Annotated in this window: 27 protein-coding genes and 1 riboswitch; of the genes, 9 read left to right on the top strand and 18 right to left on the bottom strand. The window is 36.1% G+C overall.

Annotation, left to right across the window (positions count from 1 at the left end):
* Window positions 1-548: 548 nt before the first annotated feature.
* Entirely contained in the window at window positions 549-1,970 is a 1,422-nt protein-coding gene (gene argH / locus BUC25_RS16130) for an argininosuccinate lyase (RefSeq protein ID WP_073202919.1), read from the bottom strand.
* The gene (locus BUC25_RS16125) at window positions 1,967-3,226 is read right to left on the bottom strand and encodes an argininosuccinate synthase (RefSeq protein WP_073202918.1); all 1,260 of its coding nucleotides are present in this window, start codon (window positions 3,224-3,226) and stop codon (window positions 1,967-1,969) included. Before BUC25_RS16125 ends, argH begins: the two co-directional genes overlap by 4 nt.
* A gap of 343 nt (window positions 3,227-3,569) precedes the next feature.
* On the opposite strand from BUC25_RS16125, the gene BUC25_RS16120 reads away from it, so the two are divergent.
* On the top strand, window positions 3,570-4,493 hold the full coding sequence (locus BUC25_RS16120) for a DUF4349 domain-containing protein (protein ID WP_073202917.1): 924 nt from the start codon (window positions 3,570-3,572) through the stop codon (window positions 4,491-4,493).
* A gap of 98 nt (window positions 4,494-4,591) precedes the next feature.
* Here BUC25_RS16120 and BUC25_RS16115 read toward each other — a convergent pair whose 3' ends face one another.
* The 10 genes from BUC25_RS16115 to lepB all read right to left on the bottom strand — a co-directional run bounded on the left by BUC25_RS16115 (window position 4,592) and on the right by lepB (window position 12,396).
* The gene (locus BUC25_RS16115) at window positions 4,592-5,023 is read right to left on the bottom strand and encodes a DUF4064 domain-containing protein (protein WP_073202916.1); all 432 of its coding nucleotides are present in this window, start codon (window positions 5,021-5,023) and stop codon (window positions 4,592-4,594) included.
* 21 nt (window positions 5,024-5,044) lie between these two features.
* Window positions 5,045-5,992: an ABC transporter permease subunit gene (locus BUC25_RS16110; RefSeq protein ID WP_073202915.1), complete on the bottom strand. Its 948-nt coding sequence runs from the start codon at window positions 5,990-5,992 to the stop codon at window positions 5,045-5,047.
* Entirely contained in the window at window positions 5,985-6,902 is a 918-nt protein-coding gene (locus tag BUC25_RS16105; protein ID WP_073202914.1) for an ABC transporter ATP-binding protein, read from the bottom strand. The genes BUC25_RS16110 and BUC25_RS16105 overlap by 8 nt, the downstream gene beginning before the upstream one ends.
* Window positions 6,903-7,093: 191 nt before the next feature.
* Window positions 7,094-7,900: a bifunctional hydroxymethylpyrimidine kinase/phosphomethylpyrimidine kinase gene (gene thiD, locus BUC25_RS16100; RefSeq protein WP_073202913.1), complete on the bottom strand. Its 807-nt coding sequence runs from the start codon at window positions 7,898-7,900 to the stop codon at window positions 7,094-7,096.
* 15 nt (window positions 7,901-7,915) lie between these two features.
* Entirely contained in the window at window positions 7,916-8,392 is a 477-nt protein-coding gene (locus BUC25_RS16095; protein ID WP_073202912.1) for a DUF456 domain-containing protein, read from the bottom strand.
* A 111-nt stretch (window positions 8,393-8,503) separates the two neighbouring features.
* On the bottom strand, window positions 8,504-9,028 hold the full coding sequence (locus BUC25_RS16090) for a type 1 glutamine amidotransferase domain-containing protein (RefSeq protein WP_073202911.1): 525 nt from the start codon (window positions 9,026-9,028) through the stop codon (window positions 8,504-8,506).
* A 72-nt stretch (window positions 9,029-9,100) separates the two neighbouring features.
* Entirely contained in the window at window positions 9,101-9,742 is a 642-nt protein-coding gene (thiE, locus tag BUC25_RS16085; protein WP_073202910.1) for a thiamine phosphate synthase, read from the bottom strand.
* Between the two features lie 4 nt (window positions 9,743-9,746).
* On the bottom strand, window positions 9,747-10,529 hold the full coding sequence (thiM, locus tag BUC25_RS16080; protein WP_073202909.1) for a hydroxyethylthiazole kinase: 783 nt from the start codon (window positions 10,527-10,529) through the stop codon (window positions 9,747-9,749).
* Entirely contained in the window at window positions 10,526-11,350 is an 825-nt protein-coding gene (gene thiD, locus BUC25_RS16075) for a bifunctional hydroxymethylpyrimidine kinase/phosphomethylpyrimidine kinase (RefSeq protein WP_073202908.1), read from the bottom strand. Before thiD (BUC25_RS16075) ends, thiM begins: the two co-directional genes overlap by 4 nt.
* 332 nt (window positions 11,351-11,682) lie before the next feature.
* Window positions 11,683-11,790, bottom strand: a riboswitch (TPP riboswitch).
* 57 nt (window positions 11,791-11,847) lie between these two features.
* Window positions 11,848-12,396, bottom strand: a complete 549-nt coding sequence (lepB, locus tag BUC25_RS16070) for a signal peptidase I (protein WP_073202907.1) — start codon at window positions 12,394-12,396, stop codon at window positions 11,848-11,850.
* 148 nt (window positions 12,397-12,544) lie between these two features.
* Between lepB and BUC25_RS16065 the strand changes: the two genes are divergently transcribed.
* On the top strand, window positions 12,545-13,768 hold the full coding sequence (locus BUC25_RS16065; RefSeq protein WP_073202906.1) for a CynX/NimT family MFS transporter: 1,224 nt from the start codon (window positions 12,545-12,547) through the stop codon (window positions 13,766-13,768).
* A gap of 35 nt (window positions 13,769-13,803) precedes the next feature.
* A complete protein-coding gene (locus BUC25_RS16060) occupies window positions 13,804-14,115 on the top strand; it encodes a hypothetical protein (RefSeq protein ID WP_073202905.1) in 312 nt (103 codons plus the stop codon).
* Between the two features lie 188 nt (window positions 14,116-14,303).
* Here the strand turns inward: BUC25_RS16060 and BUC25_RS16055 are convergent, their stop codons facing one another.
* Complete coding sequence (locus BUC25_RS16055; protein ID WP_058305832.1) at window positions 14,304-14,723, bottom strand: organic hydroperoxide resistance protein; 420 nt, start codon at window positions 14,721-14,723, stop codon at window positions 14,304-14,306.
* Window positions 14,724-15,215: 492 nt separating this feature from the next.
* Here BUC25_RS16055 and BUC25_RS16050 point away from each other — a divergent pair, with 492 nt between their 5' ends.
* A complete protein-coding gene (locus tag BUC25_RS16050; RefSeq protein WP_073202904.1) occupies window positions 15,216-16,382 on the top strand; it encodes an iron-containing alcohol dehydrogenase in 1,167 nt (388 codons plus the stop codon).
* A gap of 60 nt (window positions 16,383-16,442) precedes the next feature.
* Here BUC25_RS16050 and ytzI read toward each other — a convergent pair whose 3' ends face one another.
* The 5 genes from ytzI to BUC25_RS16025 form a co-directional block, all read right to left on the bottom strand.
* Complete coding sequence (gene ytzI / locus BUC25_RS16045; RefSeq protein WP_073202903.1) at window positions 16,443-16,595, bottom strand: YtzI protein; 153 nt, start codon at window positions 16,593-16,595, stop codon at window positions 16,443-16,445.
* A 379-nt stretch (window positions 16,596-16,974) separates the two neighbouring features.
* Window positions 16,975-17,322 (bottom strand): DUF1360 domain-containing protein, encoded by a 348-nt coding sequence (locus BUC25_RS16040; protein ID WP_073202902.1) that lies wholly within the window; start codon window positions 17,320-17,322, stop codon window positions 16,975-16,977.
* Window positions 17,323-17,423: 101 nt separating this feature from the next.
* Complete coding sequence (locus tag BUC25_RS16035) at window positions 17,424-17,804, bottom strand: DUF4870 domain-containing protein (protein WP_073202901.1); 381 nt, start codon at window positions 17,802-17,804, stop codon at window positions 17,424-17,426.
* A gap of 82 nt (window positions 17,805-17,886) precedes the next feature.
* Window positions 17,887-18,822, bottom strand: coding sequence for a bile acid:sodium symporter family protein (locus BUC25_RS16030; protein ID WP_073202900.1), 936 nt, complete (start codon window positions 18,820-18,822; stop codon window positions 17,887-17,889).
* A 20-nt stretch (window positions 18,823-18,842) separates the two neighbouring features.
* Complete coding sequence (locus BUC25_RS16025) at window positions 18,843-19,619, bottom strand: ABC transporter ATP-binding protein (RefSeq protein WP_073202899.1); 777 nt, start codon at window positions 19,617-19,619, stop codon at window positions 18,843-18,845.
* Window positions 19,620-20,305: 686 nt separating this feature from the next.
* Between BUC25_RS16025 and BUC25_RS16020 the strand changes: the two genes are divergently transcribed.
* From BUC25_RS16020 to BUC25_RS16000, 5 genes are all read left to right on the top strand, one after another.
* On the top strand, window positions 20,306-21,772 hold the full coding sequence (locus BUC25_RS16020) for a catalase (protein ID WP_073202898.1): 1,467 nt from the start codon (window positions 20,306-20,308) through the stop codon (window positions 21,770-21,772).
* Window positions 21,773-22,180: 408 nt separating this feature from the next.
* Window positions 22,181-22,693 (top strand): diaminobutyrate acetyltransferase, encoded by a 513-nt coding sequence (gene ectA, locus BUC25_RS16015; RefSeq protein ID WP_425292879.1) that lies wholly within the window; start codon window positions 22,181-22,183, stop codon window positions 22,691-22,693.
* 78 nt (window positions 22,694-22,771) lie between these two features.
* Window positions 22,772-24,040, top strand: coding sequence for a diaminobutyrate--2-oxoglutarate transaminase (gene ectB / locus BUC25_RS16010; protein WP_073202896.1), 1,269 nt, complete (start codon window positions 22,772-22,774; stop codon window positions 24,038-24,040).
* A 50-nt stretch (window positions 24,041-24,090) separates the two neighbouring features.
* Window positions 24,091-24,477 (top strand): ectoine synthase, encoded by a 387-nt coding sequence (locus tag BUC25_RS16005; RefSeq protein WP_073202895.1) that lies wholly within the window; start codon window positions 24,091-24,093, stop codon window positions 24,475-24,477.
* Window positions 24,478-24,615: 138 nt separating this feature from the next.
* Window positions 24,616-25,050: a YueI family protein gene (locus BUC25_RS16000; RefSeq protein WP_073202894.1), complete on the top strand. Its 435-nt coding sequence runs from the start codon at window positions 24,616-24,618 to the stop codon at window positions 25,048-25,050.
* The last annotated feature ends 11 nt before the right edge of the window (window positions 25,051-25,061 follow it).

Raw genomic sequence — 25,061 nt, 5'->3', positions numbered from 1 at the left:
ACCGCTCCGGCTTGCCCACTTCGCTTTCCAAGGGGCGTGTCTTCAGCTAACTTTTGTAAAGAAGTTCACTTTACAAAAGTGGATCTTCAGATCACGCTGATCCCTTAGGAGTTGAAGTGGCCGCCTGCGCTAAATAATGCGCTACAATAGGTGTAAGCAGTGATATGACGACTTTTATTTCATAGTTGTTAATAAAACTCTACAAGCTAGCTGTCACAAACGTTGTAGAATCGCTTTATAGCGTAGGCCGTCCGCTTCCACTCCTGTGGCATCCGTTTTCCCTGAAGATCCACTTTTTTGAGCGGTTTGTGCTCGAAAAAGTTAGCTGAAGGGAAAACGCCACGGCATAGAAAACACTACGAAAGCTTGCTTGAGTAAATGTTGCACTTGTGCCCGTGGTAAAAGGGAAGTGGACAGCCGAAGCGATGGATTCTTATACACTATATTTCAAAATGGCTACATTGAAAATGCGTTGATACTACGGATTATATATTTTCCTTGCTTAAAATTAAAAACGCAACTGATCACCATCAGTTGCGTTTTACTCTTTATTTTAAGACATTTACTTTTTCTGCATGAACTTCGATCCATTCTTTGCTATCCGCTAATCTGCTAGTCGCTTGTGTGATTTGATCTTCGACACGGTTCTTCGCTGTGCCTCCGACAACATCACGAGCATTCACGACAGACTTTGGTGCTAATACATCATAAATGTCTTCATCAATTAACTCGGAGAAGCTTTGAAAATCTTCTATGCTTAAATCTAATAAATATATATTCTCCTGGATACAGTGTAATACAACCTGACCAACAACCGCATGTGCCTCACGGAACGGTAAGTCTTTATTCACTAAATAATCTGCTAGATCGGTTGCATTTGAAAAGTCCTTCGCAACTGCTTCATACATATTATCTTTTTTTACATCCATCGTAGCAATCATTGGTGCAAAAAGAGCAAGTGCTCCTTTCAAAGTCTCAACAGTATCAAACATACCTTCTTTATCTTCTTGCATATCTTTATTATATGCAATTGGTAAGCCTTTGAGTGTCGTAAGCATTCCCATAAGGTGACCATACACGCGGCCTGATTTTCCTCTTACTAATTCTGCCACATCTGGGTTTTTCTTTTGCGGCATCATACTGCTACCTGTACAAAAAGCATCATCCAATTCAACAAAATTGAACTCAGCACTTGACCATTGCACCAACTCTTCACTTAATCGTGACAAGTGCATAATAGATAGTGATGCATTGGATAAAAACTCGACAACAAAGTCACGATCACTTACCGCATCTAAACTATTTTCCACAACACCATCAAAGTTAAGTTTGTCTGCCACATAGTGACGATCAATTGGAAAAGTAGTACCCGCCAATGCACCGGCGCCCAGTGGTGAACGGTTCACCCGCTTAAAGCTATCACGAAGTCTTTCAACATCGCGTTCAAACATCGATACATATGCCATCATATGATGGGCGAACAACACTGGTTGAGCACGTTGAAGGTGAGTATAGCCAGGCAAAATGGTGTCTAGGTTTGCCTGTGCTTGCTCTAAAAGCGCCTCTTGTAATTTTGTCAATAACTCGATCAACGTGACAAGGGAATCTCGTAAATATAGGCGCATATCTAGCGCTACTTGATCATTTCTACTTCTCCCAGTGTGTAATTTACCACCAACAGCACCGACCTCATCTATTAGAAGTTTTTCGACGTTCATATGAATGTCTTCATTAGCTTCTGTTAATTCTGCTTCTCCTGCTTTAATTTTAGCTGCAACAGTTTTCAAGCCTTTTTTAATCGATTCCGCATCTTCATGAGGGATAATTTCACATTTTGCGAGCATCTCGACATGCGCTAAGCTTCCTTGAATATCATATTGTGCTAATTTTTGATCAAAGCTGATCGATGCTGTATATTCATCCACTAATTCATTTGTTGGTTTTGTAAATCGTCCGCCCCATAGTTTCATTGTTTCACTGATTCCTTCATATCAATTTTTGTTTTTTCCATAATTTTTGCTTTATCCGCGTGAACATTATTCACTGTTGAATGCACTTTTGTTGGTAAGCCCCAAAGCTTAATAAAGCCAAGTGCTGCTTCATGATCGAATTCGTCACCTTTACTGTATGTTGCAAGGTTAAGGTCATATAATGAATTCTCTGATTTACGTCCAACCACGAACGCTTGCCCTTTATATAGCTTGACTCTCGCTACACCATTTACATATTTTTGTGTTTCTGTGATAAATGCTTTTAATGCATCTGTTAATTGCGTGAACCATAAACCATCATAGATTGCTTGCTCTAATTGCTGCTCCACAACTGGCTTGAATTTTGAAACTTCTCTTGGAAGTGTGATGGTTTCAATTTCTCTATGTGCTTGAATAAGCGTAATCGCAGCAGGCGCTTCATAAATTTCACGTGATTTAATCCCTACAAGACGGTTTTCAACGTGATCAATTCTACCGACACCATGTTTACCTGCAATTTGATTTAATTCTAAAATTAATTCATGTAAAGGATACTCTTTACCATTTAATGCAACAGGTTTCCCTTGTTTAAATTCAATTTCAATCATTTCCGGTTCCTCTGGTGCATCGATTGGGTCGACCGTTAATTCAAACGCATCTGCTGGAGCTTCTGCCCATGGGTCTTCTAATACACCACATTCATTGGCACGCCCCCAAAGGTTTTGATCGACACTATATGGGCTATCTAAATCGATTGGAATTGGAATACCATTTGCTTGTGCATATTCGATTTCTTCGTCTCTAGTCATACCCCATTCACGAACAGGTGCTTCAATCTTCAATTCTGGATTTAATGACGTAAAGGCAACATCAAAACGGACTTGGTCGTTACCTTTTCCTGTACAACCATGCGCAACTGCTACTGCGCCTTCTTTTTCTGCAATATCTACTAATACTTTTGCAATTAACGGACGAGACAAAGCAGATACCAAGGGATATTTATCTTCATACATGACATTTGCTTGCAGGGCAGGTAATACGAAATCTTCAGCAAAAAGTTGTTTGGCATCAACTGAATAAGATTTGATTGCTCCTACATCAATTGCTTTGTTTTTTACAAATTCTAAATCTTTACCTTCACCTACATCTAAACCAACTGCTATTACATCATAATCGTATTTGTCTTGTAACCATTTAATCGCAACGGAAGTATCAAGACCCCCAGAATATGCTAGTACTATTTTTTCTTTTGCCATATCAAAATCTCTCCTTAAGTCTATTTTATAAAATGTGAATTTATTTGTTTTGATTAATTATGTATTATTATGCACTATTTAGTATATTAATTCAACCTTTATCGTGAATTTTTTTATTTTTTTCTAAAAAACAAAGTGTAAAGTCTATTATGCTCACATTCCTGTTGAATTGTTCATGGTATACATTTGATTTATTACAAGCTTTCAAAATAAAACTTGTTTTATCTTTACAATTATTCACCAATTAAATATACATAATTGTGAATAAATATGAATATCACTCTTTATTGTAACCTCCTGTTTTAACAGACGTCTAATCCTTTAAAAAGAGGGGGTCGTTCTTTTGAAAAAATTTTCTTATTTATTATTAGTTGTATTATTATTAACTGCTTGCTCCAGTGACGGTGGTAGTGATGAGTCATCTGATGCTGAACTTGTTATGGAAGATAGTGGTGGTCAACCAGGACTCAGCAACAATCAAGCAGAAATGAATGATAGCAAAATGGAAGAAGTAGAAAGCATAGAAGAGGAATCTTCTGAAACAGATAATGTTGAAGATGTTGAAAGCGTAGAGGACAGAAAAATCATTTATAATGCCAATTTCCAACTAGAATCAGAAAGCTTTGATGACATGATCACCTTTCTTGAAAATCAAACAGATTCTTATCAAGGATATATCGTAACATCCAATTATTCCAATCATGAGGAAGAGAAGCAACGTTTGGGTTCATTAACTATCCGAATACCAGCTGAACGATTTCAGGACTTTATAGCTATGGTTGAAGATGGTAATCTGAAAATACTCGATAAATCTGTCAGTGGCGAAGATGTCACAGAGCAATTTGTTGATTTATCGTCGCGATTAAAATCGAAGAAGGTAGTGGAAGAGCGTTTGCTATCTTTTATGGAAGACGCGGAAAAAACCGAGGATTTATTAAAAATCTCAAATGACTTAGCAGATGTACAAGAAGATATTGAACAACTAACAGGGAAAATAAAATATTTAGAAAACCAATCAGATTTTGCGACTATTCACATGGAATTAGTCGAAAGAAAAGTTGATATGCCTTCTGTCCAAGACGAATCGTTAACAACTTGGGAAAAAACACAAGAACAGTTTTTAAAAAGTATACAAACATTACTATCTATTGCTTCTGCTATATTCGTATTTTTAGTAGGTAATGCCCCTGTTTTAATTCTGCTATCAGTTATTGGAATTATCATATATTTTTCCGTTAAAAGGAATATTCCAAAAAAGGATTCTTAATTTAAATTGATAGATAAAAAATCCAAACGATCTCGAATTGTATTCGAATAATCGTTTGGATATTCTTATGTTTCTTTTTCCCAACTTTTTTTAAATAGTTAATATTGTTCCATATTTATTTCTTGTTTCGGCTTTCGTACTAAGCCCATAATACCAGCGATAATATAGAAAATACCCGCAAAGATCCCCGCACCAAATGTAATGATTGTTGTTAAAACACCTATTACTAACAGAACAATTCCTGCTACTTTTGGTTTCTTATTTCCTACAAAAAAGATTACAGCAATAATTCCAGCAATAATCGCAACAATGGATGCCACTAACAGCATGGTACCAATAGAGCCAACACCACTTAGCACCATTTGAGCATCTGCCACGTCACTGTCTGTTAAGGCGGGATCTTGTTGAAGTATATCCTGCATCATCTCGCTATCTCCATCCAGCATCCGGAATAATCCACCGAACACTGCACCAATTAAGTACACAAATGCTCCAATAATACTTAATACGATTTCTACTGTTCTCTTCATTTTCTCTTCTCCCCTTATCTATTAATTTCCTGCAACATCTCGTCTTGTAAAAGACAACCATGAAACAAGCAAAAAGATGACAAAATAAACTGCTAAAACGGTTATAGAAAACCCTAATGTCATACTGTCAATTACAGGACTACCATCCCCAATATATTGCCTTAAGTTCGTATTTGCAAACAAAATATATTTTGCCCAATCGTAATCTGACAAGAAACTGATGATCGTATTTCCAGTAAACATTAAGAAAATAGCTAACCCGATAGCCATCGCACTATTTCTAAAGATCGTGGATATCATAAAAGCAAAAGTTGCCATCATAATTAAATTTACCATATACAAACCATATTGGGTAATAATTTCTGAAAAAACAGAAACCTCTTCTATACCCTCCGTACCCATCTGAACAATATTAGGATTCAAACCATTCATTCCAAAGAAAATTAAGCCAATTAATAAACTGATGAGAAATAAGAATATTTGCATCGAAATCGAAAACAACAAAACAGTTACAAATTTTGAAAATAGAATTTTCGTTCTTGAAATAGGCCGAATAAGTAAGAGCTTAATGGTGCCCCATTTGAATTCATTTGAGACAATACCTGCTGCGATAATAATCGTAAATAAGCTGATAAGCATTGCCAAACCTGCATTTTCCAACGTAAATTGCCAAGCATCATATGGATGCGGTTTTATGTCATTTTCTAAATAGTATTCATTTTTTGCTATTTCAGAATCAAAAGCAGCAAACTCCATTTCTTCTTGCGCTTCTTTTAATTCTTCTGTCTCTGCTGTTACTTGTGCTTGCCAATCATCACCATATTTTTGTTCATCCGCTTCACCAAAGAAGACTACAATCAGAGATGCAATCAGCATAATAGCAAATAAAATGATGTACATTGACCAAGTACCCATACGTGTATAAAGTTTGATCTGTTCATTTTTAATTAAAGATAAAAAATTAAGCAATTGTGTTCTCTCCAATCAGTTCAAAGAATTTATCCTCCAGGCTACTACGCTCTAAAGCAACCTCATATACTTCTATATTCTCCTCGACCATTCTTTTCACTAGATTAGGCACATCATTCTTTTCTATTTGTAACATTAAAATAGATTGTTGTTCGCTTACTTCCAAACCTAATTGATCGCGCAACACAGTCATAGCTTGAGCATTGTCGTTTACTTCTAATTTCACTGTAACATGTTGGTCATTTTCCTGTTCTTCATTGACCTCTTCTACCGTAACTAATTCTCCATTTTTAATGATTCCGATCCGATCACACATTAATTCTATTTCAGATAACAAATGACTAGAAACGATGACAGATACTTTTTCTTGCTCTGCTAAATTTCTTATGTACTGTCTGATCTCACGTATACCGGCTGGATCTAGTCCATTGGTTGGTTCATCTAAAATAAGAATAGATGGATTATGTAATAACGCTTGTGCAATACCAATTCTTTGTCTCATTCCTAATGAATATCTTCCAACTTTCTCATGAATGGCTTTTTCTAAACCGACTAGCTTTATGACTTCTTTGATACGTTCATCTGTAATCCCTGGAATCATTCGAGCATAATGCTTTAAATTTTTCCACCCAGACATAAATGGATACATTTCAGGGTTTTCTACAATTGCACCTACATGTTGTATCGCACCTTTAAAATCATCTTTTATACTAATCCCATTGATTTTAATATCCCCTGATGTGATTTTCATTAATCCCACCATCATTCGTATTGTTGTTGTTTTACCTGCACCATTGGGTCCTAGAAACCCAAAAACTTCTCCAGAGCGGATCGAAAAATTTAATCCTTTAATAATTTCTTTTTTGCCAATAGTTTTATGGACATTTTGTAACTCCATTGAAATATCCATTGGGCCACCTCCTTTTCATTCTCCACTTATATACGTTTAATAACATTATATGGTTTCATATTTTCTTGTAAGAATTTTGAATGATTTTTATTCGGACTGCTGTAGACGGGATAAGTCATATCCCGTCAAGAGGTGATATTAGCGCGCTTTTTCATATGGTATCGTTAAACACTGAATCCAAGCATCCATTTTCATTGGCTTTTGAAATCTGATTTTTTCCTTAATGCTCCGTGCCTTACCGAACCTACGCCTTTTCCGAATGAGAGTGAATGCTGGATAGCCGCATGGACAAATTGTTTACTTCTATGAATTGCTTGTATCATTTCTACACCTTTTGCCAATTCTGCTGTGAGGCATGCCGCAAATGTACAACCCGCACCACTTGTATGAATGGTATCAATCAATGGCATCTCAAATTTTTCTAAAGTTTCACCATCATAAAAAAAATCGATTGCTTTTCCATCCACTTCGCCAGCTTTTAGCAATACAGATTGTGCACTAAGCCCATATAATTCTTTTGTCGCACGTTCCAGATCATCTATTTCAGAAAATATATTTCGAGCTAGAAGTTTTTCTGCTTCTAAACGATTAGGTGTAATAATTGTTGCTTGGGGAATTAAGTATTTTTTTAATACTTCTATTGCATCGTCCGCCAATAACTGTGAACCCATTTTACCAATCATCACTGGATCAATTATTTTAGGAACAGTGGGAACCCTCTTAAGTAGTTCACTTACTTTTAAGATAATATCCTTCGAAAAAAGCATCCCTGTTTTCACCGCATCCATGCCAACCATTTCACTGATTGCATAATATTGAGCTTCGATTTCCTCAATATCACGGATAAAAATCCCTTCTTGAGTTCGTGAATTATTTGCTACCGTAGCTGTAATCACACTCATTCCATAAACATCACGTTCCTGGAAAGTTTTAAGATCTGCTTGAATCCCAGCACTCCCTTGTGCTGCTGCACCTGCAATTGTTACGACACGTCTCATAAAAACACCTCGATGTTAGATAGCAATAAAAAACCATATGATCATAATTAATTGAATAATTATTTTCGCAAAAGTGCCACTTAAAAAACCTATTAACGATCCGAGCGCTGCTTTAAAAGCCTCTTGGGTTGTTTTCTTCTGTATTAATTCTGCAACCACCACTAAAACAAAAGGTACAATAATAATACCAAAGGGCGGGATAATAAATGAACCAACAATTACACCGACCGCAGCTAATCTTTCCCCTGTCTTACTGCCACCAAATTTTTTCACAAAATAACTATTAGCAACGATATCGGCAAAGATTAGTATCAATGTCCAAATTATCATGGCAATCCAAAAGATCCAACCGATATTTTCAGCAGTCAACAAAAATTGATAAAGGAAAAAGCCAATCCAAATTACCAACACAGACGGAATAATAGGAAATACTATCCCTATAAAAGCTAACACAAAACAGGCTACAATTAGTACCCACCAGACGATTTCCATTTAAAAACCCCATTCCTATGATATGAAAAGATCTTACAGGGAAAAACCTGTAAGATCAAGTATCTCTATCACGCGCCCCCGAATCGGCAACAGTATAAAAACTGGCTTTCTTTATTGTTCAGCTAAGTAATCTGCATACGCTTTTACATACGGAGGTAAATCTGGGGGACGGCGACTCGATATGATATGGCCATCTGTTACAACAGCTTCATTACTCCAAAAGCTACCAGCGTTTGTCATATCATCTTTAATACCTGGTGTGCTAGTCACTTTTTTACCTCGTAAAATTCCTGCAGAAATCAAGACCCAACCAGCATGGCAAATTTGTCCGATCGGTTTTTTAGCTTTATCCATGTGACGGACCATATCCAATACTTCTGGATATCTTCTTAATTTATCTGGCGCCCAGCCACCTGGAACTAAAATTCCATCGTAATCGGTTGCGTCTATGTCTCCGAATGCATAGTCTGACTCGGCAGGCACACCGTATTTTCCGATATACTTTTTGTTTGCTTCTAATGCCACCAAATCTACTGTTGCACCCTCTTCACGCAAACGTAATATAGGATACCATAATTCTAAGTCTTCAAAATCCTCTTCTACTAAAGCAATAACTTTTTTATTCTCAAGACGCAAGAGCAGTTCCTCCTTTATTTGTTGATAATGTTAGTGTACCAAAAAGGGCACCTTATTTTCGAATGATCACCATTAGGAATGCAAATTCGCTTGTTCTAAAAATTTTCGTACTGTTTTTTGAGGATCAACAGCTTGACTTATAGCAGAAATCACCGATACACCGTCCGTTCCCGCTTGCATTAAACGATTTACATCGGCTAATTGTATGCCTCCAATAGCTACTAGCGGTGTTGCACCAACTTCTTTTCGAATCGCTTGAAGTCCCTTTTCACCAATCGGTTGTTTCGCATCCTCTTTTGTATTCGTACTATAGATAGGTCCTACTCCAATGTAATCTGCGCCATCTTTTTTTGCTTGTATCGCTTCATCCTTATTTGTTGCCGAAACACCAATGATCCAGTTGGGGGGACAGATTTCTCTTACTTCACCTATAGACATATCATCTTGACCCACATGGACACCATCTGCTGCAATTTCCAAAGCCAAGTCGACATCATCATTGATAAGAAAAGGCACTTGATACTTTCTACATAAACCTTTCATTTGGATAGCCAGTTGTTTTTTGGCATTGCCAGTAAGTGCGCCTTTTCCTTTTTCTCGAAACTGAAAACAGGTAATACCGCCTTTCAATGCTTCTTCCAAGACATATAAGGGTGCTTGATCCGTGTTATTACTGCCTAGAATAAAATAAACTTGTAGCCACTTTACATTCATATCTTTAACTCCTAGTTATTCGTTTTTTCTCATTAATCGTTTTTTCATCTACTAAAAAAAGTTGATCCAAAAAAGCTACTTGAAAACTGCCTGGATTCTGGTGTTCCGCAGCCGCCAATTCTGCTGCAATACCATAATAACTGATTGCATCACTTATAGCTGTTTGCACATCATCACTAACCGCTAAAAACGCCGCGACCACTGAGGACAATAAACAACCGGTGCCTGTTACTTTTGTTAATAATGGATGTCCATTTGCAATGAATGTAATCTGGTTTGCATCAATAATAATATCTTGAGCACCTGTAATTGCCAGGGGGCACTGAAGTTTGGTAAAAGCCACTTCCGCTAATTGTTGTACATCAATATCTTCCGCTCCATCCACACCTCTTACTTTGGTTTCTACACCTGCTAAATTAGCAATCTCTCCAGCGTTTCCTCTTATGCAGCTTACTTGGACTTGATCCAGAATCTTTAATGCAGATGCTGTACGAAACTTAGTTGCCCCAACGCCGACGGGATCTAAAACAACGGGAATTCCGGCTTGATTGGCAGATTTCCCGGCTAAAATCATCGCCTCTACTTGGTCTGATGTTAACGTTCCAATATTTAACACCAGCGCATCTGCTTTTGCCGCCATCTCTTCTACTTCTTCTTTCGCATTCGCCATGACAGGTGAAGCACCAAGAGCATATAAACCGTTAGCAGTGAAATTCATGACAACTTGATTGGTAATGTTATGAATAAGTGGTTGTTTGCTTCGAACTTTAGTAATTAAATGACTCATTCCATGTCCTCCTCATGATTAGGCACACCTTTTAATCTGTATCCCCAATGATTAGTTGGTCCATTACCTTTGCCCAATTCTAACGAATACTGAATTGCATCGGTAATATACTCTTTTCCAATAGCTACTGCATCTTTAATCAATTTCCCTTTAGCTAATTCGGCCGTTATAACTGCAGAAAAAGTGCACCCTGTTCCATGTGTATGTTTTGTATCGAAACGGGCATCTTTAAAGTAATAATATTCTCCTCCATCATATAAGACATCTATAGCCTCACCTTGTAAATGCCCCCCTTTTACCACTGCCGCTTGTGCACCTAAATCATCAACAATTACTTTTGCGGCTTTTTTTGCATCTTCCTGATCCTTGATGGCAAAGTCAACCAATATTTCTGCTTCAGGTACATTAGGAGTGACGACAGTAGCAAGCGGAATCAACACATCGCGAATTACCCGTCGTGACTCTTCTTCCATTAGAGAATCACCACTTTTTGCTACCATTACCGGGTCAATGACATAGGGTATATTTGTATTAGCTATTTTTCTTGCTATTAATTTCATCATATCTACAGTTGCGATCATCCCTGTTTTAATACCTTGTGGAGGAATATCCTTAAGCACTGCGTCTAGCTGTTTTTCTATAAAGTCAATACTGAGGTGTTGGACTTCTTGAACTCCTAACGTGTTTTGCGCTACCACAGATGTAATCACACTCATTCCATATACTTCACGCTCTTGAAATACTTTTAAATCTGCTTGTATTCCAGCACCACCTGTCGGGTCTGTACCAGCTATCGTTAATGCCGACTTAATATTACTCATCTTCCAACTCCTCCTATTCCCTCAAAATTTATAATTCACATAATTAACTACTTATCATATCTAAACCGCAAGGCTACTAAAATGTTCTTCACCGGATATCTACTTCTCTTGACGGGATATCCTCTGCGCTTAACGGGATAAATGGTTTGCTTAACAGGATAAATTGACTTATCCCGTGAAGAGAACATTATATCCCGTTAAGGCAATGGATTATCCCGTCTAAAATACCTCATAATGATCAGAAAGTTCGCATTCTAGTTAATATTGAAAAAAGCCGCTCTCAGAAAAGAGAGCGGCTTTTTGTTTTAACAAAATAGTGATGTATTTATTTACACCATCCGACTCCACTTTCCTACGCTGGGGTTAACCAGTTCAGGTTCAAAGGGATTAAGAACATCATTCTTATCTCAGCTACTTCTGTAGCACCCCTAGCAGATTTATATGATTATGTACAAATTAAACATTTAAACTAAGCACTGTCAAGGAACTCTTTATTTTCAGTTGATAATTCCAATCGAATCAATTGGCCAAATACGCAATTTAACGTCCCCAATAACTGCCTCTTCATCAATAAAACCAAACTGACGACTATCCTTACTCACTCTTCTGTTATCCCCTAAAACAAATAATTTCCCCTCTGGCACTTTCTCATGTCCTGTAAGATCTTTCAGAGTAAAATCATTCGTTAATTGATCACCAACAGCTAAGGTCGATTTAGATTCATTAAGGTAGTGTTCTTCGTAAAGAGTACCATTAATATACAACTGATCATCTATCATCTCGACACGATCACCTGGAAACCCTATTACTCTTTTCACGTAATTATCATTTGTATCTGGTGCTTCGAAAGCTATTTCATCAAAACGATCGATATTGCTAATTTTACTGAGTATGATCCGATCTCCATCTTCAAGGTTTGGCATCATAGACTCACCTTTTACTACAGAAGGAGTAATAAGGAAATGCCGACAAACCAAAACAATGATGACCGCAACTAATAATGCCTTCATCCATGAAAGCAGTTCTTTTACATACTTATTTTCCATACTTGACCTTCTTTCATTCTGATTAACTTTGCGTCTGAATTGGAATATGTTATTCTATTAAAATGCAATATCGATTAATTCCATCTTACTTATTTTAGCATATATTGTATTTCAGTTGTTAATTATAGCATAGAAAAAAGGTGAAAGAATGAAGGCAAATAGATTTCCCTCATGGTTATTTATAGTAGGTATCATTATCTTGGCTTTTAACTTGAGACCTGCAATCACTTCAGTGGGACCAATTATCGGCACTATCCGTGAAGATTTAGCGATTAGTAATGGGAGCGCAGGTTTATTAACAAGTTTACCTTTGATAGCTTTTGCTGTTATGTCTCCACTGGCACCGAGGATAGCAAATAAAACCAGTAATGAGAAAGCTTTACTATATGGATTACTTACCCTGCTAATCGGCATTTGGGTTCGCTCTACTTCTCTAATTATCCTATTGTTTATCGGAACGATTTTGATTGGAGTTGGTATAGCAATTATTAACGTAATATTACCAAGTTTAATAAAAAATAACTTCCCATCTAAAATAGGTGTAATGACTGGTGTATACACTACCTCTATGTCTATTTTTGCTGCTGTTGCATCAGGATTAAGTGTTCCATTAACAAGTGGTTTAGGTATGGGATGGAAATGGTCTTTAGCTAGTTGGAGTTTATTAGCGATTATCGGTATTGTTGTATGGTTAATTTCTATGAATAAAGGAACTAAAAATAGAGATCATGGATTATATGAACCAAGTACCTTAAAGCTTTTAAGATCTTCTGTGGCATGGCAAGTTACCATTTTCATGGGGCTTCAATCATTTTTATTTTATGTAACGATTTCCTGGTTAGCAGAAATTCTCATTTCAAATGGTTTTCAAGCTTCCAATGCAGGCTGGTATGTTGCTTACATGCAATTTATTAGTTTACCTGCAACCTTTTTTACTCCTGTTATAGCTAGCAAACTATCAAATCAGCAACCGGTCGTATTAACGTTTGGTTTATCGGGCTTTGTCGGTTATAGCATTTTATATTTCCAGCCTGGTATAACAGGAACAACCATCGCTATTACACTTATCGGCATCATGCTTGGTGCTAGTATCAGCTTGGCTTTGGCTTTACTGGGATTGCGAACCACTAACGGGCGCCAGGCAGCAGAATTATCTGGAATGGCACAATCCTTTGGCTACCTGTTAGCATCGTTTGGTCCTATTTTAATCGGTTTTATTTTTGATGTTGCAAATAATTGGAATAGTTCTATTTTAACTATATTATTAATTACGTTTATCATGACGCTTTTCGGATTAGGAGCCAGTAGGAATCGTTATGTTTTACCAAACGGATCGGATAATACTGTAACAAAAGTAGAAATAGGAGTATAATTAAAGTGTTAAGTACAAAAAGAAGGGATCTAATCATGAGAAAACTGATTTTTTTATGTTTGTTGATTATCGTCTCTCCAATTTTCTTACTTCCGCAACAGGAAAGCCAGTACCATCACAACGATTTTGCTATCGATAGCAATACATCTATTTATAATAATCAGGACCCAGAAATTTTTGATTCGTTTACAGATGGCTTAGTTACTAATGCAAGTCACCATTTAATTAGTTTTTACTTATTAGTATTAGTATCTTTCGCACAATTAATAAGAATTATCTGGCTATTTTTACATCCTGTCTTTTATCAATCGAATTATCTGATCACTCGTTCCTTTTATTGTCATTGAAAGCAATATAAAGGAGGGATTCTGTATGTTGTTTCGATTTTTTATGATTGGATTATTCTCATTTGCCGCATTAAGTGTATGGCTTTATCAGGGAATAGAAGTAGCTCATGCAATAACTGATTACTTTAAACATAAGTCTTAATAACAAAAAGCACGACATCGCTACAGATGCCGTGCTTTTTCTATACTTATACAGCTTTCGTATTTAATTCAACATCAATATTTCCTCTTGTAGCTTTAGAATATGGGCAGAAATCGTGAGCTTGTTTCGCTAGCTCTTCTGCTTCCTCTTGTGATACACCTTTGATTTCTACGTTCAGTACTACCCCAATCTTAAATCCACCATCACTTTCATCTTTTATTAAACTAACCTCTGCAGTGATAGAAGAATCGATATCTTTCTTTTGTTTAGATGCCATTAAGTTTAATGCACCATCGTAGCAAGCAGAATATCCTGCTGCAAATAACTGTTCTGGATTAGAGCCTGTTCCATCACCATCACCAGCCGGGTTTACTAAATTTAAATCAATTAACCCGTCATCCGATTTAACATGACCGTCACGGCCACCTTGCGCAGTTGCTTTTGATGTAAATAACTTGTTACTCACTCTATCCACTCCTTTTATAAAATTAGAACATATAGAAAGGTTCTATAGTAATTATTCTACTAATACTATTCCTTTTCCTTCAAATATTAAACATTTATTACGGAAAGAACTATTGAGAGTGAATAGTCGTTGAAGATTGCAGTATTTGTTCTGCATTTTCGATTCTTTCTTGTGTCGGTGTTTCCACACTTTTCAAAGGATACTCTAATCATTAAACCATTCCCAAGCATTTGCACGCTGATCCATTCTCTCAATGCTTTTCACCTTTATTATCTCCTTAGATTCCCCTTGTTTAATAGTGAGCATGTTCGCGCTATATTTATATTCGATCTTTTTTGAGTTGTCATGTGCATCATTGAACATAATTAAGCTTTTTGTACAGAGTCAAATTTCGTTCACAATTACTTCCTTTTACATGAAAGCAAATTACTTTACACATACTGATAATATTGCGATATTTAATAGTAGAAAAAATTTCAAGGAGGCTACACATTGCAAAACTTTATCTTCCAGAATCCAACAAAATTATATTTTGGAAAAGGACAACTCGAACATTTACAGAATGAACTTACTAACTATGGACAAAATATTTTACTCGTATATGGCGGAGGCAGTATTAAAAGAAACGGCCTATATGACCAAGTCATTGATTTATTAAGGAATGAAAATAAAAATATATTTGAACTAAGTGGTGTGGAACCAAACCCTAGAGTGACAACTGCACGAAGAGGTATTAAAATATGTAAAAATGAAAAGATTGATTTCATTCTGGCAGTTGGCGGAGGTAGTACGATTGACTGTACCAAAGCAATTGCAGTTGGTGCAAACTCTGATGAGGATATTTGGGATATCGTAACCAAAAAGGCTAACGCTACTAGTGCCCTGCCATTTGGAACAGTATTAACTTTAGCAGCAACAGGGTCTGAAATGAATCCAGGATCAGTTATTACCAACTGGGAAACCAAAGAAAAACATGGCTGGGGAACTCCCTTCACATTTCCAGACTTTTCAATACTTGACCCGGCCTTCACCAAAACGGTTCCAAGAGACCAAACGATTTATGGGATGGTCGATATTATGTCCCATGCGTTAGAGCACTATTTCCATCATGAGGAAAACACATTGCTCCAAGATAGAATGGTCGAGGGGATCTTACAAACAATGGTGGAGACAGCCCCTAAATTGTTAGAGGACCTCGAAAATGAAGAGCATCGCGCAACTGTTTTATACAATGGTACAATGGCATTAAACGGTATGGTAAGCATGGGCTATCATGGGGATTGGGCAACACATAATCTAGAACATGCCGTATCCGCAGTCCACGACATTCCACATGGTGGCGGCTTAGCGATCCTGTTCCCTAATTGGATGTATCATGCAATTGATGAAAATGTGACACGTTTTAAGCAATTAGCGATTCGCGTCTTTAATGTAGATCCTGAGGGAAAGTCTGACAAAGAAATAGGTCTGGAAGGGATCGATCAACTTCGAGCATTCTGGAACTCCATCGATGCACCTGCTCGTTTAAGTGATTATGACATTGGAGAAGACAGCGTAGAAGAAATGGCAGACAAAACAGTGATTGCAAACACTGAGTTTGGTAACTTTAAAAAATTGAATCGTGAGGATGCTGTAAGGATTTACAAAGCTTCATTATAAGTAAGCTCAATCAGTAGGATTTTAAAGCTTAGATAAAAAGAAGAAAAGGATACTTAACTCTTAAGTGTCCTTTTCTTCTTTATTATCTGATTCTTTTTCCTCTGGCAATGGATCAATGGTATGTTTGTAGCCATAGCCTTTATTTAAAGTCATAATAGACAATGCCAGAACCGCTATTACGATCACGATACAAACAATAATAACTACCCACATCTAGAACACTTCCTTTTTTAAACATAATCATAATTATAACACAATCATTATTTGTGAAACATTTCACAAAATAGACAAAAAGTAGCCTGATTGGATTCGTGAAATAGTCAATATATGTATTCTTTAGTTTGGTCGTACTCAGAAATCATTTCTGAACTACGACCAAATTTTTTCGTGAATATTTTTTTCATATTTTTTAACTGAACCACCCAAACATATTTGCTTCTGCTACATAAAATAACATGTAGAATACACTCTAATTTAAAGGGGTTAAGAACATGGAATATCATAACGTGTTAGTAAATAGGAAGAAAAAAGCTAGAAAGAAAAAATCATGTAGCTGCAGTAGCTTCAAAAGAAAAAATACATCAAGTGACAATTAAATCAAATAGGAAATCAACACTTCAATAATCGAGGCTACTCCAGCAATTGCTAATATGATAATAACGGGAATAAATATCGTAGAAAAATAATGAAATCCAACAAATAAAAAAATGGCAGACCAAATGCCCACACACCAATGGCATCGCAGCAACTCACCAATCCATCTCTTTAAGCCATTGCCTTTAAACGTGACCGTTTCTTCTATCGTTCCATCGGGTAAGTCTTTCTCTTCCACCTCAAAAAAAGGTGCTCGAATAAATGCCGTAATTTTATCAAACACAATTAATCTCGTAAATCTAAAGCTCGCAAGTGACAATAAAACAAACGATAACCATGTAATCATTTGGGCACCTACCTTCTTTAATACTCTCCTTTCATACTATTAAAAAGTCCTAAAAAAGATGATAAAAAAAGATCTGATGGATGCATCAGATCAGAATTAAATCATTTGTTATCTAATTGTTTTTCTACCATATCACCGATCCATGGCAGTTTGAAGTATTCTCCTTGATACGCTTTTACCATTAGGAAAATCCATAAGATCAATTGAACTGGCATTAGAATTATTCCTACAAACCAACCAAGGATTGGCACCGAAACTGATATAACATATAACACTGCCAAGCCTACTGAGACAAAAATAGATTGCAATGCGTGAAACTTTACAAAGCGATTTTCTTTCTCAATTAATAAAAAGATGATACCTGTGATAAACCATAGTACATATGTTAATAAACCTGCGACATTCTGATCTAATCCTGATGATGTTTTTGTACTAGTTGAAGCTTGTTCCTCTTTATTTTCATTCACTTGTTCTTCTGACATCTATTACCCTCCTCTCCATTTTCATTCTATTCCTCAAATTTTAATTTTATCATCTTTCCGAAAATTTACAATATTCTAACAGTTAATTTTTGTTATAATTGAGAAATTTACTATAAATAGATGCTAATATCTGCTGAAATAACATTCCAACCACTACCGGAACTGCTACTGGTCCAGGAAAATACTGAACAGCTATAACGGCTCCTGCACTAATATTTCTCATCCCACTACTAAAGGTTAAAGAGATAACATCTTGATCTGATCGTTTAAGCCATTTAGCTATCATCCATGCTAAGAAATATCCACTTGCAGCAACAAAAAACATCGTGACTGCCACCTTGATTAAATGAAAATCTATTTTTATTAGGTATTCTGCGACCTCTGAGCTATTAATCATAATTACCGATGCTAAAGCAACTTTAGAAAACGGAGCAAGTCGAGGACTCCACTTCTCATGGATTTTGCCATGGGACAATTCATGTAAAACCATCCCTAAAATTGATGGTATAACAATCATAACAATTAATCCTTTCATCATTGCCCACACTTCTAAATCAACCGATGCCCCAATAAATAAGGATAAAGACAGAGGTACTATAAAAGGAGATAATATCGTATCTATTAAGATTATCGATAAAGTTAATGCAATATTCCCTTTATTTATTGAAACCCAAATAAAGCTTGTGATACCAGTTGGAATAATCATCGCGAGTACAAAGCCGATGATGGTAAGTGAATCGCCACTAAACGTAATACTACCTATTAACCAAGCCCATAATGGCATGAGAATATGTAGTATTACAAGAGCTATCACGATCGATAAAGGGTGAGATACCACTCGATATAACGCAACAAAGTTCAAACTCAAACTTCCCGCGAATGTCATAAAGGCAAATATCCAAATCACCCAATTGTCAAATTGCGTAAAATACTCAGCGAAAATCACACCTAATATCACACTGAAAGGTGCTATAAAAGGCATAATTTTTTGCAATAATTGATTAAAAGCACTCCACATTATTGTTTTCTCCTAGATGGTTATTTCTTTTTTAATCTTGGTCTTTTCTCAGACCAATCAACCTCAACAGCTAATTCAAAGAAGTCAGATAAATTTTCAGAAGTAATCATTTCATTTGTTAATCCTTGTTTGAATACCTGCCCCTCTTTTAACAACAATGTTTTAGTGAAGGTTGGTAATATTTCTTCGATATGATGGGTCACATATATAATAGAGGGACCGTTTTCTTCCTGACTTATATTTTCAATAGATTCTAACAATTGCTCTCGCGCAATGAAGTCTAATCCTGTTGTTGGTTCATCCAATATTAATAATTTCGGATCATTCATTAATGCTCGTCCAATTAATACCCTTTGCTGTTCCCCTTGTGATAAGGTTCGGTATGGACGATTCGCATATGAGAAACAATTTAGATCTTTTAATAGTTGTTGTGCCCTTTCTCTCATAACATCTGTCGGTGTTTCATATAATCCAATGGAGGCGAATGCACCGCTTAATATCACTTGGTAGGCGCTATCTGTTCCGTAAATACGTTGTTTTAATGTAGAAGAAACAATACCTATTTGCTGTCTTAATTGCTCACCCAGTATATCTTTCCCGAATTGTTTGTTTATTACTTTCACTTTTCCTTCTGTCGGGAAGTAATACGCACATAGCATATGTAATAACGCTGTTTTACCTGCACCATTTAATCCTAACAATGCCCAATGTTCCCCTTTTTCTATTTGCCAATCAATGTCCTTCAGGATCCAATTACCCTCTTTTTTCAAGCTAACTTTCTGTAAATCTAATACCATACAAATTCTCACTCCCTTATCTAATTAGTATACACTCGTATATTGGAAATTTCTCGTTATCGATTTCAGGAATTGTTAAAAGGTCGTCTAATAAAATGTAAAAACTGATTATTCTTCCTCTAAGGTATTGCAGCACCTTCCTGCGTATCATATTGCTCTTCTTGCAGATTTCCTCTCCTTATTGTATTTCGTGCTCCTCTTCTTGCAGATTCACTCTCCTTCTTGCATTTCGCACTCTACTTCTTGCAGACTTCCTCTCCTTCTTGCATTTCACACTCCTCTTCTTGCAGATTCACTCTCCTTCTTGCATTTCGTGCTCCTCTTCTTGCAGATTTCCTTCCCTTCTTGTATTTTAAGCTCCTCTTCCAGTACCCCATTCGAATCTGGATAATAAAAAAATTAAATAATTTTCCAATTCACTATTGAAAATGATTCTCATTATCGTTATAATATAATTAATCACATAAGTGATGAAACATTCCCTTTACACATATCTTTTGTTACCCCCAATCAACAAAAGTTTCAAGGATGTTTCCCAATCCATAAGAGAGCAACTATTCGTTATAGATTGCCTCTCTCTTTTTTTACAAATTTCTTAATTAAAATTATTTTAAATAAATATTGATTTTTATTAGATTTGTATTATAATAAAATATGTACTATTAATTAAAGGAGAGGTGCTTTATATGAGTCAAGAAAAAAAATACTTAACTACTGCCTCTGGCGCACCTGTAGGAGATAATCAGAACTCTATTACAGCTGGACACAGAGGACCAACATTAATCCAAGATGTACATTTATTAGAAAAATTAGCGCATTTTAACCGTGAAAGAGTACCTGAACGAGTTGTACACGCAAAAGGTGCGGGTGCACATGGATATTTCGAAGTTACAAATGATGTTTCTAAATATACAAAAGCAGATTTCTTATCTGAAGTTGGTAAGAAAACACCGATGTTTATTCGTTTTTCAACAGTCGCAGGGGAACTTGGTTCTGCAGATACAGTTCGTGACCCTCGCGGTTTTGCAGTGAAGTTCTATACAGAGGAAGGTAATTATGATTTAGTTGGGAACAACACTCCTGTATTCTTTATCCGTGATGCCATTAAATTCCCTGATTTCATTCATACGCAAAAACGTCATCCTCAAACACACTTGAAGGATCCAAATATGACATGGGATTTCTGGTCATTGTCACCAGAATCACTTCACCAAATTACGATCTTACACTCTGATCGTGGTATTCCAGCGACCTTACGTCACCAAAATGGGTATGGAAGCCATACATTTAAGTGGGTCAATAAAGATGGTGAAGCATTCTATATTAAATATCACTTTAAGACAGATCAAGGAATTAAAAACTTAGATGTAGATCTTGCAGATAAATTAGCTGGTACAAATCCAGATTATCATACAGAAGATTTATTTAATTCTATAGCTGAAGGTAACTATCCATCTTGGACATTAAAAGTTCAAATCATGCCTGAAGCAGATGCGAAGAACTATCGTTATGACCCTTTTGATGTAACAAAAGTTTGGCCACATTCCGACTATCCATTAGTTGAAGTGGGTAAAATGGTATTGGATCGCAATCCTGAGAACTATTTCGCTGAAGTAGAACAAGCGGCTTTCTCTCCTGGACATTTTGTTCCTGGAATCGAGGCATCTCCAGATAAAATGCTACAAGGTCGTTTATTTGCTTATTCTGATGCTCACCGTTACCGCATTGGTGCGAACCATGAAGCATTACCAATCAACCGTGCAAAAGCCCCAGTGAACACTAACCAACGTGATGGATATATGCGTTTTGATGGTAATAGTGGAAGCCAAATTAATTATGAACCACATAGTGTCGATGGTGCACCAGTTGAAACACCAGAAAACAAACAAACACCATTTGAAGTATCCGGATTCGCTGATAGTGTTCCATATGATAACGAGGATCACTATTCTCAACCACGTGCATTATTCCGTGACATAATGGATGCAGATGAACGTGATCGCTTAATGCAAAACTTTGCTGACCACATGAGTGGCGTTACACAAGATGGTGTAGTAGATCGTCAATTAGAAAACTTCTATAAAGTAGATCCAGAGTTAGCAGAAGGTATCGCTGCTAAATTGGGAGTAGAAGTACCTGCACATCTTAAATAAACAGTTTTTTTAAAAAATTTATTGCAAGAAGTAAAATCCAAACGTGTATCGAACTATTTTTGATACCGTTTGGATTTTTTCACTTGAATAAGTTAATCTTAACGAATGAAAATGTTTTGTTTTAATTCTTTTTTAAAAAAATAAATATTATTGGTTTCATTTGCAAATAATTAGGGTATTACTATATTGATTTTTGATTAGCAAATTTTGCACATTTGAAAGGATAAATGACAATATCGAAGGATTTATAAATTTATTCTAATAGAATAGCTCTCATCAAAACAGAAGAAGATTAATACAGTTTAATCAGTCTATAAGCGATTTGAAAATCTTTCAATATCCCTATATCATATAATATGTACTATTTGCGCAAAGAATTATTGCCAAATAAGAAAGGAGCAAACTGTGATTAGTAACGAAAATAAAAATACTCCATCCGATGATGTTGTTTTTTCACAACCAACGAAACATGATGGAGCAGCCATGTGGGAATTAGTAACAAATTCAACATTAGACACAAATTCTCCTTATAAATATATTTTAATGAGTGACTATTTTAGTGATACTTGTGTCGTTGCAAAACAAAATAACCAAGTGGTTGGCTTTATTACCGCATTTATCCCTCCAAAAAAGCAAGATGCTGTATTTGTTTGGCAAGTAGGAGTTGACGCATCACAACGAGGTAAAGGTATTGCATCGAAAATGTTGCATTATTTATTAGAAAGTGATGCATGTAAAAATATTCAATTTGTCGAAGCAACAATAACACCAGACAATAAAGCATCACAATCATTATTCCAGAAACTAGCGCGTGACTTTAATACTGAATTCACTTCAAGCGAATTCTTCACCAAAGATGTTTTTCCAGGTGATGAACATGAAGAAGAATTGAAATTTATTGTTGGGCCTATTAAAAAATAATTTTGTCGTAATATTTCAACTTTTTTAAAGTTGGATATTCTATTCGATATATAAAACAAATTAGGAGGAACAAATAAGATGAGTAAAAATCTAGATATTATTAATCATCATGAATCAGTAGTACGTAGTTATGTTCGTAACTTCCCAACCGTATTTACAAAAGCGAAGAAGCACAAAATGTGGGACGAGAATGGTAAAGAATACATTGACTTCTTCTCTGGTGCAGGTGCACTTAACTATGGACACAATGATGATACAATGAAACAAAAACTAGTGGATTATATTATGAGTGATGGTATCACACATTCATTAGACATGGCGTCTACTGCGAAAGCAGAATTTTTACAAAAATTTGATGATGTAATTCTTCAACCACGTAATCTGGACTATAAAGTAATGTTCCCTGGACCAACAGGAACAAACACAGTAGAAAGTGCATTAAAATTAGCACGTAAAGTAACAGGCCGTACAGATATTATCAGTTTCACTGGTGGATTCCACGGTATGACTATTGGTTCCTTATCGGTTACAGGTAACTCAATGAAACGTCAAGGTGCTGGTATTCCACTTCAAAACACTGTAACAATGGCATATGACAACTATGTAGACCATGATACTGTGGTTTATCTTGAAAGATTTTTAGAAGATAACGGTAGTGGTGTGGCCATTCCAGCTGCAATGATTGTAGAAACGGTTCAAGGTGAAGGTGGAATTAACGCTGCTCGCTTTGATTGGTTAAAACAAATTGAGGAAATCTGCCGTCGTTGGGGTATTCTATTAATTGTCGACGATGTTCAAGCAGGTATTGGAAGAACTGGAACTTTCTTCAGCTTCGAAGCTGCAGGAATTAAACCAGATATTATCTGTCTTTCTAAATCATTAAGTGGTTATGGACTGCCATTAGCGGTAACATTGATTAAACCTGAATTAGATATCTTTAAGCCAGGTGAGCATAATGGTACTTTCCGTGGAAACAACCATGCATTCATAACAGCTGCAGCAGCACTTGATTATTGGAAAGATGATTCATTTGAAAAAGAAATCCATGAGAAATCTGAAATCATTTATAACTTCCTCGAAAAAATCGTTGAAGATTATCCTGAGCTCGAAGGGGAAGTTCGTGGTCGTGGATTTATGGTCGGAATTGCTTCAAGAGTCGATGGCTTATCTGAAAAAGTAGCGGCGCGTTGTTTCGAATTAGGACTTATTATGGAAACAGCTGGACCAAACGATGAAGTATTCAAATTATTTCCACCATTAAACATCCCTAAAGATGAATTGCAAAAAGGTCTAGATATTATTGGAGAAAGTGTTAAAGGATTAGTTAAAGATCCCGTTGCTAACTAATTAGTGATCGGACTACTATATACAACAGAAAACACAGGAGGCATTATCTTATGAAAGTAGTTAAACTAGAAGACATACTAGGAACTGAATATGATGTTGATGGAGGTAACTGGGTAAGCCGTCGTCTTATCATGAAAAAAGACGGCATGGGCTACTCTGTTAACGATACTATTATTAAAGCTGGTACAGAAACACATATCTGGTACCAAAATCATCTTGAGTCTGTTTATTGTATCGAAGGTGAAGGTGAAGTAGTTACACTTAGTGACAATAAAGTATGGCCTATCACAAAAGATACGTTATATGCACTAGACAAAAATGATGAACATTTACTTCGTGCAAAAGAAGATATGAGAATGATTTGTGTATTCAACCCACCACTTTCAGGTAAAGAAGTACACGATGAAAATGGTGTATATCCTGTAGATGAAGATTAATTAGCAACTTAGTGAGCATACCCCATTTTCTAAGTTGACATAACAAAATATTCTTTTCGAAAAAGTTCCCTTTTACTTGGGGAGCTTTTTCTTTTTGTATATACTAATAGTATAGAATGACAAATAGAGGTGTTTTGAATGGCAAAAAAAGATGTTGATAATTATCTGCAAGAAGGAATATATGGACCACTTGAGCTTCATCCAGATCAAAAAAGAAAATATATGGGTACGTATAGAGAAAGAGTTATATTAGCATTAACTCAGGGGCAAGTACGCGGAGAAAAGGGATTAGAAGAACTGGAACAATCAATCCAATCATTCCCCCAATCAAGCATGCTTATGAATGGTAATATGAATTTTAGATTTTTCAAGTCTTATCGTGAAGTCGCGAATAAACATAGCATTGATTATACATCTGTAACAAATCGTGAAGCAGAAAGTGAGTACGGAATTGTGCTTGCCGCAAAAACGGCAGTAGACAAAGAGGACATATTCCTCCCCGAAGAATCAGAACAGAAATCAGAAGAACCGAAACAGAAAAAATCCTGGTGGAAAAAACTATTGGGTATTTAACTTCATTTGTT

The organism is Gracilibacillus kekensis, from assembly GCF_900143085.1.
Taxonomy (GTDB): Bacteria; Bacillota; Bacilli; order Bacillales; family Amphibacillaceae; genus Gracilibacillus; species Gracilibacillus kekensis.
This window is presented reverse-complemented; position numbering and strand designations above follow the sequence as displayed.